The organism is Flavobacterium shii (assembly GCF_025847235.1).
Taxonomy (GTDB): Bacteria; Bacteroidota; Bacteroidia; order Flavobacteriales; family Flavobacteriaceae; genus Flavobacterium; species Flavobacterium shii.
Map to the genome: position 1 here is coordinate 125044 of NZ_JAOZEW010000015.1, position 13584 is coordinate 138627.

Here is a 13584-nt window from a genome sequence, read left to right on the forward strand (position 1 = left end):
AAATGAAAACAATTTATTCAATATTATATGTAACGTTAAATGCTGCTCTTAATGAAAGAGTTAGTGTTGGTATTCTTATGTCTAATAGTTTTGAACATTATTTTAAATTTTCTTCTGAAAAACTTGGAGCATTAAAAGGTATCTTAAATAGTGAAAGATATAATCTAGTAAAAAATTATCTGAAATCGATAGAAAAGGAAATTTGTTTAAATTCAAATCAGCTTTTTAGCGAAAGAGAGTTGAAAAATAATTGGATTAATGAAGGTTATATAATTTATCTTTCAAAATATTCAAACAACATAGTTCAGTTTTCAGCTCCAAAACCTATTGACGTAGATTTAAATATTGATACTTTTAAAAGAATCTTTGAAAAGTATATTTTTAGATATACTGAGGAAGTTAATGAAACTATTGGATTAAATATATATTCAAAAGTTAAACAAGATTTATTTCCTAAAATAGAAGATAGAGTTAATTTAGAAATGATATTAACCTCAAATAATTTTGAAAATTTGTTTGCTCCAATTGAAATTGACTTTATTGGTATTAATGAAATTCCTGTGGCTGGACAAACTATTGACTTTGAAAAGAAACATTATTATTTAGAAAATGATATTGCCAGATTTGTTTCATTGACAAAAGCAATTGAATTAGAAGGAAATAGTAAAGGGAAGTATTATGTTTTAGGTAGAGAGCCGCAAAAACACACAGATAAAAACCACCAATTGTGGGAACATATCAGAGATTCAGATTTTCTTGAATTTGTAGATATTGATGAAGTTGGAATCGTAGAAGAATATTTAGAGGAACACAATGTGCGGCCTTTTTTCGATTAAGATATTATAAAGAACTATCATGACAGATAGTTTTTTTATGCAATTGTTTGTTTGTATTTAATCCTTCAATTGATAGGAGGTGTATTTTATAAAAAAAAACTCCACTCCCAGACCTCCCAAATTCCTTCCCAAAACCAAAAAAAAATATTTCCCACCTCAACACCCCAACAAATAAAATCTGATTTTGTATATTTGTCCAACCAAACACTACACTTTACTATGAGTCAAAAAGTATTACTTAATTCAAAAGAAGTTACTATCATATTACATCGTTTGGCCTGTCAATTGATAGAAAAGCATCTTGATTTTTCAGACACGATTTTGGTAGGAATTCAACCTAGAGGTGTTTACTTGGCAGAGCGACTGAAAGAATTATTAGAAAAAGAATATAAAACACCTGAGATTACATTAGGATATTTAGACATTACTTTTTTTAGAGATGATTTCAGAAGAACAGATAAACCACTAGAAGCTAATAAAACCCAAATCAACTTTATTGTAGAGAATAAAAAAGTCATTTTTATAGATGATGTATTATTCACAGGACGAAGTATTCGATCGGCTTTAACGGCTATTCAATCCTTTGGCCGACCAGCAGAAATTGAATTATTGGTATTAATCGACAGGCGTTTTAGCCGACATTTACCTATTCAACCCGATTATCGCGGCAGACAAGTTGATGCTATCAATAATGAGAAAGTGATTGTGAGTTGGAAAGAGAATGATGGCGAAGATGTCGTTTACTTGGTTACTAATTAAAAAGTTGAATCGTTAAATTGTTTAATCGCAAAACGAAACGATTAGCAATTTAAACAAATAACAAATAAACAAAACAATGAAAGAATTAAGCGTAAATCATTTGTTAGGAATTAAATATATCAATGAGAATGATATTAACCTAATTTTTGAGACAGCCGACCATTTTAAAGAAGTCATTAACCGACCAATTAAAAAAGTTCCTTCATTGCGAGATATTACTATTGCCAATATATTTTTTGAAAATAGTACCAGAACAAAACTTTCGTTCGAATTAGCACAAAAAAGATTATCAGCCGATGTAATTAGTTTTTCGGCAGCACAATCATCAGTTAAAAAAGGAGAAACGCTTATTGATACGGTAAACAATATTCTTTCGATGAAAGTGGATATGGTCGTAATGCGTCATGCTAATCCCGGAGCAGCTTATTTTTTATCCAAGAATGTAAAGGCAAGTATTGTAAACGCTGGTGATGGAGCACACGAACATCCAACACAAGCTCTACTAGATAGTTATTCCATTAGAGAAAGACTAGGAGATGTAGCAGGAAAGAAAGTTGTAATTGTAGGTGATGTTCTGCACTCAAGAGTTGCTTTATCTAATATATATGCTTTGCAAATGCAAGGTGCTGAGGTTAAAGTTTGTGGTCCAAAAACATTAATTCCGAGATATATTGAATCATTAGGAGTTACAGTAGAACCTAATTTGCGTAAAGCATTAGAATGGTGCGATGTTGCCAATATGTTACGAGTACAGAACGAAAGAATGGATGTGAACTTTTTTCCTTCTACAAGAGAATATTCGCAACAATATGGTGTAGACAAAGAATTATTAGATTCTTTGAACAAAGAAATTGTAATCATGCATCCCGGACCAATAAATAGAGGAGTAGAGATAACATCTGAAGTAGCCGACTCTGAACATTCGGTTATTTTAAATCAAGTCGAAAATGGAGTAGCGGTTCGTATGGCGGTTATTTATCTTTTGGCTTCAAAAATCCAATAAATTCCAAAAAGAAACTACCTTCGTTATTCCAAAGACATATTTGGGAATTAATGAATGTATAGCAAGAGAAAAAATGAAAGTAGATCAAAAAGGACATACAACAATAATTAAAGATACTCAGGGAGATTTTACTTCTTTCCTGGAAAAAATAACGCAGCAGTTTAAAACCTTCGGAAATCACAATATTATTATCGATTTATTGGCACATAAAGATTTAACCATAAACGATATCAAATTATTATTACCTCTTTCTAAGCAACAAAAAAAAGCCAAAAAATCTTTTGCCATTGTTGTTTCTGATATAGATTATAATGCCGTACCAGATGCTTTAATTGTTGTTCCATCTGTTCTGGAAGCACATGATATTATTGAGATGGACGAAATAGAAAGAGACCTGGGATTTTAATTTTAGATTTTAGATTTCAGATTTTGATTACTGAACAAATCTTAAAATTTTAGATATATATTAATATAAAATATGGGTTAGTTGTTTTATTTGTTTAACTGTTTAGTCGATTTATTTTGATGTTTTATTCTTGAACGATTAAACGATTTGCCCAGTAAACAAATAAACATAAAATTGAAACTAACCATATTAGGCTGTTATGCCGCAACTCCAAGAACTTTTACCAATCCGACTTCGCAGGTACTAGAAATAAAGAATAGATTGTTTCTTATCGATTGTGGAGAAGGAACTCAGGTACAATTGCGTAAAAACAAGATAAAATTCTCTAAGATAAATCATATTTTTATTTCGCATTTGCATGGAGACCATTTCTTTGGTCTCATCGGGTTAATATCTACGTTTAGTCTTTTAGGACGTACTACCGATTTGCATATTCATGGTCCAAAAGGAATTAAGGAAATCATCTTACTACAATTAAAGTTATCGAGTTCATGGACAAACTATGGTTTGTACTTTCATGAATTAGAGTCAAATAAAAGTGAAGTTATTTTTGAAGATCAAAAAGTAACTGTAACTACAATACCTTTAAATCATCGAGTTTATACGAATGGGTTTTTATTTCAGGAAAAATTATCTGAACGAAAACTAGATGTCGATGCCGTTCAGCATTATAATATAGAGACTTGTTATTATCAGAAAATTAAAAACGGAGGAGATATAAAGCTGGATGATGGTACTATTATCGCCAACGAAAAATTATCATTTGATCCTTTGCCTCCTAAGAGTTACGCCTTTTGCTCCGATACAGTATATCATGAAGCCGTAATACCGATTATAAATAATGTAGATGTATTGTATCATGAAAGCACCTTCTTGCAATCGGAAGAAGCTCTGGCTTTAAAAACATTACATTCAACAGCCAAAGAAGCTGCTACAATTGCTTTAAAAGCCAATGCAAAACATTTGGTTCTCGGACATTATTCGACCCGTTATGAAAGTATTCAATTGTTTAAAGAGGAAGCCGCAACTATTTTTCCTAATGTATTATTAGGTGATGATGGAAAGAGTTTTGAGTTTTAAAGGCTAGGCATATAGTCAAAAGATGAAAAATTAGAAATTAGCAAAGTCTTTTAATCTAGTAAGTCTAAAATTCAGCGTATTTAAATTAATCTAACTATCTAATAGTCTAAGCAGTCTAATAATCTAAGATGTCTAAGAAAGTCTAACAATCTAAGTAGTCTAAAAATAAAAACTCAAAAATATGAATGATCTAAGTAATTATAGAAAATCCTACGAGAAAAGCGAATTACTGGAAACCAATATTCCAGAAGATCCTATTAATCTTTTTAATAGATGGTTTCATGAAGTAGAAGACTTTGGTAGAGTCGATGAGGTAAATGCCATGACGGTTTCGACAATAGGATTGGATGGCTTTCCTAAATCGAGAGTTGTTTTGTTAAAGAAATTCTCTGAAGAAGGTTTTATTTTTTACACCAATTATAATTCTGAAAAGGGAAAGGCAATTGAACATAATCCCCATGTTTGTTTGTCTTTTTTTTGGCCAAATTCGGAACGTCAGGTGATTATCAAGGGAATTGCAAGTAAAACATCGGAGTCTGTTTCTGATGGTTATTTTGATTCAAGACCAGACGGAAGTAAACTAGGTGCAATTGTATCTAACCAAAGCGAAGTTATTCCGTCCCGAACATTTCTGGAAGAAAACTTAAAGGCGTTGGAAAAAGAACTCGAAGGGAAACCAATCCACAGACCTAAACATTGGGGAGGTTTTCTTGTGACTCCAATTGAAGTTGAATTTTGGCAAGGAAGACCTAATCGTTTGCATGATAGAATTCGATATATTTCACAGGATGATTTTTCGTGGAAGATCGAACGACTTTCTTCTTAAAAGTAAGAAAAATACAGTATAAATATATTTTATGATGTAGTTCGTCGATTTTTTTTGGTAGTTAAACGATAAAATGCGTAAGTTTAACTTATAATTAGAAGAAAGCGTTTTACTGAAATACAATTTAAAGAGTTTGCCCCACAATCTACTTTAAGCTTAAACTACTGATATTATGAAACTGAGAATTCATGTGTTAATATTTATGGTAACTTTATTTGCCATGAATTCATGTTCTTCTGATTCAGTAGCTTCGGATTCAAATGCAGTATCACGTATTTCTTCTGGTGAGGTTACCGATTATACCTATAATCAATCGGAATTAGAAACGATGCAGCTTATTAATGAGTATCGAGTTAGTGTTGGTTTAAAGGTGCTAATAATTGTTAATCATATTTCTTTTAAATCAGAGGAGCATGACAAATATATGATTGCGAACAATGTGGTTAATCATGATGATTTTGTTGCTCGTTCGGAGAATATTATTAAAGTATTAGGCGCTAAAAAAGTAGGCGAAAATGTTGCTTATAATTACAATACGCCACAAGCTGTATTAAGTGCATGGCTGAATAGTGCTGGTCACAAAAAAAATATTGAAGGTGATTATACACATTTTGGTATAGCAATAAAAGAAGATTCTGTAAATGGAAGAAAATATTATACTAATATTTTTGCAAAAATATAGTTAGTTGAATTTAGTTTTTTTAGATAAAGAAACTGATATAAAAGGACCCTTTTTATGTTACTGGTTTATTTAAGTTGAGGTTAATAGCCGTTGTTTTAATTAATAACGGCTATTTTAATTTGTAGTGGTAAAAGCTGCCTTTTATAGGGCAGCTTTTTTTATGGAATTGCCTCAGATAAAGTATGTGCTAAAGAATTAATGTAATAGAAAATTAAATTTACTATTACTTCAGTATAAAAAAAGCCAGTGAAACAAGTCCACAGGCTTTAGTAAATTAAATCTATTCACTGTTTTTTTTAGGAGATTTTGTTAATGTTTATCATGTCCATGCCCGTTTCCGTGCCCATCTCCATCTCTATGGCCATCGTCGTGATCATGATTTTTATCGCCATAACCTTTTCCAGGTCTTTGACCAATGGTTTGTTGTGGCTCACCTCTATAACCTTTTCCGTATTTTTCTCTATGTGTATTAAAATTATCATAAGGAGTATTTCCTCTATAATTATTAAGTACAACCTTGTATCCATTATAAAGATCGTAATTTCTATAAGCTTTTGGTAAATTTCTTGATCTTAGCCATTTCCCATTATTTTGATAAAGATAACTCGATGCATTAATGTCATAATACATTTGTAAATCGGGCAAGTAATAGTAACGTGCATCTGTATGACCTGTTGGTCCCCATGCCGGAGGTGTTCCAATGTTAACGTTTACAGATACTTGAGCGTGAGAGGAACTAATTGTTAAAAATAAAATTCCTATGAATAAATTTTTTAATAATTTCATAATTTCTATTTTTTTTAAATTAATAAGTAATAAAGTTATAACAAAAATCGCACCTAAATCTATTTTTTATAAAGGTATTTTAAGTTACAATGCAGAAATAATAAATTTACTTCTTCGGTTCATTTGATGCTGTTCTTCAGTACATTGTACACCATCTGAACATCCATTTACAAGTTGCGTTTCTCCATATCCTTTACCTCTTAATCTGTTTGGCGCAACACCATGTTCAACTAACCATTTTATAGTCGATTTGGCTCTTCTGTCAGATAAAGCCTGATTGTATTGATGGGAAGCTCTACTATCTGTATAAGAACGAATGTCTAGTTTCATTTTAGGATATTGATTTAATACATCCAATATTTTTTCCAGATCGAAAGCTGCTTCTCTGCGGATATTAGATTTATCCAAATCAAAATAAATCATTTTTATACCAAAACATTTTCCTAAATCATCCCCAATTGTTACTACACAATCAGATTTTTCAAGAGCTATTGGGAAGTTTGTTTTTCCATTTTCTTTTAAAATAGTAACAGATTGTTCTTTTGTAGTGTGTTTTTCTTTTTCGGCTCTTACATTGTAAGTCATACCACATTCAACAGGAAACGTATAATTTCCATTTTGATCGGAATAAATTGTACTTATTATTTTAAATTTACTATCATATAATGTGAGTTTGGTATTTGCTAATACTTCACCTGTAGCAAGGTCGGTTATGGCTCCATATAATTCCTGAATGCATGTTATTGATCGTGTTTCTAGAAATTTATAGATGTCATCAGATCCTAGTCCGCCATCTTTATTTGAAGTAAAGAAACCTCTTCGGGATTTTGTATCGATTATATATGCAAAATCATCTTTAGGAGAGTTGATATCGGTTCCAAGGTTTTGGATATTAGTCACGCTATTATCGCTTAATTTTCCAACAAAAACATCTAATCCTCCGAGTCCGGGATGTCCATCTGAGGCAAAATAAATATCATTTTCATCGGTTACGTAAGGGAATGTTTCTTTTTCTTCGGTGTTTATTCCGGGACCTAAATTTTCGGGAGGACCAAATCCTCCGTTGCCATTTATACTTACTTTATATATATCCGATTGACCGAGTGTGCCTGGCATATCCGATGCAAAGTATAGTGTTTTTTCGTCGGGGCTAAGTGCAGGATGTGCTGTACTATAATTATTGCTGTCAAAAGGAAGCTCTGTTATATTGGTCCATTTATCATTTTCGAGCGTGGCTCTATATATTTTTATTAAAGTAATTTTATTTTCATTCTTTCCCTTTTTACCATCAATGTAATTATTTCTTGTAAAATAAACCGTTTTTTCATCTTTTGTGAAAACTGGAGTTGACTCATGAAATTTTGAATTTATTTTAGATTTGAATTTTTTTGGCGTGTTAGGATTAAAATCTTGATCTACATCCGATTGATAAAGATTAGTAAAGTGCTCGCCTGTCCACTTATGTTTGCGTTGACCTAAACTACCAGTATCTCTGGCTGAAGCAAAAACAATTTTGTCTTGATAAAAAGTGGTTCCGTAATCAGAGTATTTACTATTAATACCAGCGTCTTCAATTTTATAGCGTCCAGAGTTAGCTTTAATTTGGTCAAGATAGTTTTTGTCGGCTTCATAGAGTTTACCTCGAGTGTCCTTTTTTGATTTTTGATTAAATAAATCAAGCATTTGATTGGCTTTTGCAATATCCCCAGTAGATTTTAATGATTGTGCATACCGATAATAATATTCAGGTTCCACTTCGGTATTCATAGCAAATAACTCGCCATACCATTTTGCGGCTTTATCAAATTCTGAATTGAAATAAAAAGAGTTACCTAGTTTTTTGAACATATCTTCCGATTTATATCCTTTCTCGGCCACTCTTTCATATGTTTTAATTGCATCTATGTATGCATAGTTGTCATATTTTTTATCTCCAGAAACTATTTTTCCCTGTTGCGAATAGCTGTTAAATGAAAAAATACTTACTATTGTTATGTAAAGGATTATATAATTTTTCATAATAAATATTTTTAGAAGAAACGAGGAGTTGTCATTTTGCCATTGTTTTTGAAAAATTCATAGCGCAAGAATATTTCATGTGAGCCAGAATTATAATTGTTTAAATTAGTAGTTTCACGATCATAACCATATCCTATATATAATCCATCACTAACCTGAAACCCTACCAGTGCACTTAGTGCGGCGTTCCATCTGTAAGCAACTCCAATTGTAAACTTGTTTATGAACATAAAATTGGCCGAAACATCTACTTGTAATGGTGCTCCTTCTACCATTTTTGTCAATAAAGCAGGTTTAAACTTAACGTCTCCGTATCGATCAAATTCAAATACATATCCTGCCATCAAATAATAATTTATTTTGTCCTTGTATATTGCAATATCATTATCATTGTAGCGATTTGTTTCGATGAAATTTGGTATCGATAAACCTATATATGCTTTATCTGAGTGAAAGTAAACCCCAGCTCCAATATTTGGTTTAAAGACGTTACTTAAATTCTGAAATTGTGGATCCCCCTGATCGGCAGGATTTAATTTGTTTACATCAAGATTGAATAAATTCCCCGTTGCTTTAATACCAAACGAAAGTTTAAAGTTGGCCGATGTGGGTATAGTATAGGAAAGGTCTACAGAAAAATTATTTTCATTAGAAGGGCCAATTTTGTCATTTACTAATGATACTCCTAATCCCAGATTACTATTATTAAGTGGTGTGTTTATCGAAAAACTACTAGTTTCGGGTGCGCCATCGAGTCCAACCCATTGCGTCCTGTATAAACCAAAGATACTTAGAGCGCCTCGCGACCCTGCATAAGCTGGGTTGATATTTATCGTGTTATACATGTATTGTGTAAATTGTGCATCTTGTTGTGCGTAACTTACTATAGTTGTAAACATCAAAACGAAAGAAAATAATTTTGTTCTCATAGTAGATATTTATTATTTTACTATTGATTTCTTATCAGAAAAAAAAATGTCAATATAATTCGTACATTCAAAAATACGGATTTTTTTACTAAAAAACATATTGATGTGTGTGTAATTGCTGAGTTGCTAGGTAGTTATGGTATTTTTTTTTGATGCCATTTACATCTTATGAAGAATGATTTAAAACATAAATAGATGTTCCTGCATTGGCACATGAAGCAGAAACTACAAATGGACAACCAGTTTTAGTTCCAGTATTTTCAGCTTTATGGTTTGTGAATTTTGTGAATATTGATTTTATAAATCAGTATAATGTGTTTGTTTGTTTTGAGCTGAAATACTAACGAAATGGATTTAACATAGCTGAAATATATTTTTTGACAGAATTATCTAAAGTGTATTTTAAAAGTTACTTTTTTTGAAATTTCAGGAATTGTAAAAGAAATGAATTTTAAAAAAATCAGAATTTTATTTATGAAGTAATTGTTGCTAAATTTCATCTGAAATTATTTACGAGTATAAAATCTTAAATATAAAATCTAATAAAAGAGATGACCTTACAGATTTCTTTTGTAAATTGTAGCTATATTTTTTGGCTTTTTTTTCGGAATTTAATAGTAAACACTATTTTTTTGATGAAATTAAAATGTTAGAAAAGAATGAATTAAAGAGTTATGGAGTTATTTTCCTTATAAAAACAAATAGTATCATTTATATGAAAAATTTAATATTGATCAGACATGCGAAATCAAGTTGGGAAGCACCTTTAAAAGATTTTGACAGACCTTTAGTAAAAAGGGGAATTATTGATGCTCATGATGTTTCGGCAACTATTTCAAAATTTCTTCCCAAGACTTATTTGATCTGGTGCAGTACAGCAGCACGAGCTGTAGAAACTGCACTTATATTTGCTCAAAATATTTCATATCCTATAGAAAGCATCGTTTACAAGGATGATCTATATACATTTGATGAGAAACAATTAGAAAAGGTTATTAAATCATGTAATAATGCTTTAGAAAGTGTTATTCTTTTCGGACATAACGAGGCTATTACAAATTTTGTTAATAAATTTGGGGATGTTTTTATAGATAATGTTCCTACATCAGGTTTTGTATCACTACAATTTGATACAGAAAGTTGGGAGAAATTAGATAAAGGCAAAACTCATAAAACCATTTTCCCCAAAGATTTAAAATGAATACAAATACAGTGTACGAACAAAAATATATCGATAGAGAAAAAAGTTGGCTGGCATTTAATGCAAGAGTATTACAGGAAGCAGCCGATATTACAGTGCCACTTTTAGACAGATTACGATTTTTAGGAATTTTTTCGAATAATTTAGATGAGTTTTTTAGAGTTCGTTATGCAGCTATTCGAAGATTAAGTCTTTCGGGGATTTCAGGCGAGAAGTATTTAGGAGGAATATCTGCCCAGCAATTGGTTAAAGATATTACCGAAATCGTGATTCAGCAACAATCCGAGAGCTTAAGAATATTGAGTAATATCGAAGCCGAATTAGAAACAGAAAATATTTTTATCATAACCGAGAATGATATTACAAAAGATCAGGAAGATTTTCTAAAAAATTTCTTTATTGAAAAACTAAGCCCCGAACTTGTTACAATTATATTGAATGACTTGGCTGAATTTCCGGTTTTAAAAGATACACTGGGGTATTTAGCAGTACGTTTAGAAATGAATCATACCGGAGAAGTTCGATATGCCGTAATAGAAATTCCTAAAACAATCAATCGATTTGTAGTTTTACCTTCGCATGACGATAAGCACTATATAATTTTGATAGATGATGTTATCCGACACAATTTAAGTAGCATTTTTACCATTTTTGATTACAAAAGTGTTTCGGCACACATGATAAAAATTACTCGAGATGCACAATTGGACATCGATAGCGATTTGAGTAAAAGTATGCTCGAAAAAATTGCTACATCAGTAAAAGATAGAAGAATAGGGGAACCTGTTCGTTTTATTTATGATCAATTGATAGAGCCAGATACATTACAGTTCTTTCTTGAAAAAATGAAAATCATTTCTACAGATAGTATTATTCCGGGAGGAAGATATCATAACCGACGTGATTACATGAGTTTTCCTAATCTGGGAAGATATGATTTGTTGTATAAAACTAATTTGCCATTGCCAATCCCGGGATTGAGTATGGAAGGAAGTATTTTGGAGAAAATTGGCAAAAAAGATTACCTGCTAAATGCACCATATCAGTCGTTCTCCTACTTGACAAAGTTTTTGCGAGAAGCAGCTTTAGATCCAAAAGTTACAACAATCAAGATTACATTATATCGATTGGCTAAGAACTCACAGATTATTAGTTCTTTGATTAATGCTGCCAAAAACGGAAAAAAAGTAACAGTACAAATTGAGTTACAAGCCCGTTTTGACGAAGCCTCTAATATTTCGTATGCAGAGCAAATGCAAACAGAAGGTATAAACCTTATTTTTGGAATAAAAGGATTAAAAGTACATAGTAAAATATGTGTAATCGAAAGAGTTGACGAAGGAAAAACCAAAAGATATGGCTTTATCTCAACAGGTAATTTTAACGAAGCAACAGCCAAAATTTATACCGATGTAACACTGTTTACAAGCCATCAGCAGATTTTAAAAGATATCTCTAAAATTTTTGAGTTTTTCGATATTAATTATAGAGTAAATCGTTACAAGCATTTAATTGTATCTCCGCATTATACAAGAACTAAATTTGTAAAGCTAATTGATAGAGAAATTCTACATGCTTTGGCAGGTCGTAAGACATACATAAAGCTTAAAATGAATAGCTTATCCGATTTTAAAATGATTGATAAACTATATGAAGCTAGTAATGCCGGGGTAAAAATTCAATTAGAAGTTAGAGGAATTTGTTCCTTGATACCTGGTATTCCGGGAATGAGTGAGAATATCGAAGCAATAAGTATTGTCGATAATTATCTGGAACATTCCAGAGTTTATATTTTTGGAAATGCCGGATTGACCGAAGTGTATATTTCATCGGCCGATTTTATGACCAGAAACCTTGACGGAAGAGTAGAAGTGACTTGTCCTATTTATGATCAGGCAATTAAAAATGAATTAATAGATAACTTTAATATTGCGTGGAAAGGAAATGTAAAAGTACGTTTTCATTCTTATAAATTGGATAATAAATATAAAGCGAGAAATCATCACGCGATATTTAGAGCACAATTAGAAACTTACAAATATTACCAAAGCAAAGTAGATGTTATAGAAGAAGTTGTGTAAAAACAAAGCATACAATCTTTATATCAAAATACTTAATTTCAAATCATAAGCGAGAATGATTAAAATAACAAAATATGGAGCTATCGATATTGGATCAAATGCCATGCGATTGCTAATTTCCAATGTTGTAGAACAAGAGGGTAAGGAACCTCAATTTAATAAAAGCTCATTAGTACGTGTGCCTATTCGTTTAGGTCAGGATGCCTTTACTGTAGGTGAAATTTCCGAAGAAAATATCGAAAGAATGTGTGATGCCATGAAAGCATTCAATCTTTTAATGAAAGTGCATAAAGTAGAACGTTATATGGCATTTGCTACATCAGCAATGAGAGAAGCTTATAACGGCAAAGAAGTAGTGGAAATTATCAAGAAAAGAGCCGGTATAAAAATCGAAATTATAGATGGTAAAAAAGAAGCTGCAATTATAGCTTCAACAGATTTACATCATTTATTAAAAACAGATCAAACCTATCTTTTTGTAGATGTTGGTGGCGGAAGTACCGAATTTACATTATTCTCTAATGGGAAAATGGTGACTTCAAGATCTTTTAAAGCCGGGACAGTACGATTATTGAACGGAATGGTTCATGATGTTGTTTGGGATGAAATAGAAAAATGGATAAAAGCAAATACTGAAGAATACGAAGAAGTAACGCTTATAGGTTCGGGAGGGAATATCAATAAGTTGTTTAAAATGTCGGGGAAACAACAAGAAAAGCCATTGTCGTATATTTATATTAATTCGCAATATGCTTTTTTAAATTCCCTTACATACGACCAGAGAATTGCCGAATTAGGATTGAATCCTGATCGTGCCGATGTTATCATACCTGCAACAAGAATTTATCTTAATGCAATGAAATGGAGTGGTGCACGACAAATTTATGTTCCTAAAATAGGTCTTTCTGATGGAATCGTAAAAGCAATGTATTACGGCAAAATTTAATTTTTTTTGCCACGAATTTCACGAATTAGC

General features: G+C 31.5%; 13 protein-coding genes. 10 read left to right on the top strand and 3 right to left on the bottom strand.

What is annotated here, in order from left to right:
* Nucleotides 1-2: 2 nt before the first annotated feature.
* The 7 genes from OIU83_RS14650 to OIU83_RS14680 all read left to right on the top strand — a co-directional run bounded on the left by OIU83_RS14650 (nt 3) and on the right by OIU83_RS14680 (nt 5592).
* On the top strand, nt 3-836 hold the full coding sequence (locus OIU83_RS14650; protein ID WP_264207014.1) for a hypothetical protein: 834 nt from the start codon (nt 3-5) through the stop codon (nt 834-836).
* Nucleotides 837-1055: 219 nt separating this feature from the next.
* A complete protein-coding gene (gene pyrR / locus OIU83_RS14655; protein WP_035620405.1) occupies nt 1056-1595 on the top strand; it encodes a bifunctional pyr operon transcriptional regulator/uracil phosphoribosyltransferase PyrR in 540 nt (179 codons plus the stop codon).
* A gap of 76 nt (nt 1596-1671) precedes the next feature.
* Nucleotides 1672-2598, top strand: coding sequence for an aspartate carbamoyltransferase catalytic subunit (locus OIU83_RS14660; RefSeq protein WP_264207015.1), 927 nt, complete (start codon nt 1672-1674; stop codon nt 2596-2598).
* Nucleotides 2599-2671: 73 nt separating this feature from the next.
* Nucleotides 2672-3004: a hypothetical protein gene (locus tag OIU83_RS14665; RefSeq protein ID WP_039120358.1), complete on the top strand. Its 333-nt coding sequence runs from the start codon at nt 2672-2674 to the stop codon at nt 3002-3004.
* A gap of 174 nt (nt 3005-3178) precedes the next feature.
* Nucleotides 3179-4084 carry a ribonuclease Z gene (locus OIU83_RS14670; RefSeq protein ID WP_264207016.1) on the top strand — a complete coding sequence of 302 codons (906 nt, stop codon included), beginning with the start codon at nt 3179-3181 and terminating at the stop codon, nt 4082-4084.
* A 181-nt stretch (nt 4085-4265) separates the two neighbouring features.
* Entirely contained in the window at nt 4266-4910 is a 645-nt protein-coding gene (pdxH, locus tag OIU83_RS14675) for a pyridoxamine 5'-phosphate oxidase (protein WP_264207017.1), read from the top strand.
* A gap of 172 nt (nt 4911-5082) precedes the next feature.
* Nucleotides 5083-5592: a CAP domain-containing protein gene (locus tag OIU83_RS14680; protein ID WP_264207018.1), complete on the top strand. Its 510-nt coding sequence runs from the start codon at nt 5083-5085 to the stop codon at nt 5590-5592.
* 309 nt (nt 5593-5901) lie between these two features.
* Here OIU83_RS14680 and OIU83_RS14685 read toward each other — a convergent pair whose 3' ends face one another.
* The 3 genes from OIU83_RS14685 to OIU83_RS14695 form a co-directional block, all read right to left on the bottom strand.
* On the bottom strand, nt 5902-6378 hold the full coding sequence (locus OIU83_RS14685; RefSeq protein WP_264207019.1) for a hypothetical protein: 477 nt from the start codon (nt 6376-6378) through the stop codon (nt 5902-5904).
* 84 nt (nt 6379-6462) lie between these two features.
* Nucleotides 6463-8397, bottom strand: coding sequence for an OmpA family protein (locus OIU83_RS14690; protein WP_264207020.1), 1935 nt, complete (start codon nt 8395-8397; stop codon nt 6463-6465).
* Nucleotides 8398-8408: 11 nt separating this feature from the next.
* Nucleotides 8409-9326 carry a PorP/SprF family type IX secretion system membrane protein gene (locus OIU83_RS14695; protein ID WP_264207021.1) on the bottom strand — a complete coding sequence of 306 codons (918 nt, stop codon included), beginning with the start codon at nt 9324-9326 and terminating at the stop codon, nt 8409-8411.
* A gap of 715 nt (nt 9327-10041) precedes the next feature.
* On the opposite strand from OIU83_RS14695, the gene OIU83_RS14700 reads away from it, so the two are divergent.
* Genes OIU83_RS14700 through OIU83_RS14710 form a run of 3 tightly spaced genes read left to right on the top strand, consistent with a single transcriptional unit; the run spans nt 10042 to nt 13554 of the window.
* Nucleotides 10042-10527 carry a SixA phosphatase family protein gene (locus OIU83_RS14700; RefSeq protein ID WP_264207022.1) on the top strand — a complete coding sequence of 162 codons (486 nt, stop codon included), beginning with the start codon at nt 10042-10044 and terminating at the stop codon, nt 10525-10527.
* Nucleotides 10524-12608 (top strand): polyphosphate kinase 1, encoded by a 2085-nt coding sequence (gene ppk1, locus OIU83_RS14705; protein WP_319005357.1) that lies wholly within the window; start codon nt 10524-10526, stop codon nt 12606-12608. The genes OIU83_RS14700 and ppk1 overlap by 4 nt, the downstream gene beginning before the upstream one ends.
* Before the next feature lie 55 nt (nt 12609-12663).
* Nucleotides 12664-13554, top strand: a complete 891-nt coding sequence (locus OIU83_RS14710) for a Ppx/GppA phosphatase family protein (RefSeq protein ID WP_264207023.1) — start codon at nt 12664-12666, stop codon at nt 13552-13554.
* Nucleotides 13555-13584: the final 30 nt, after the last annotated feature.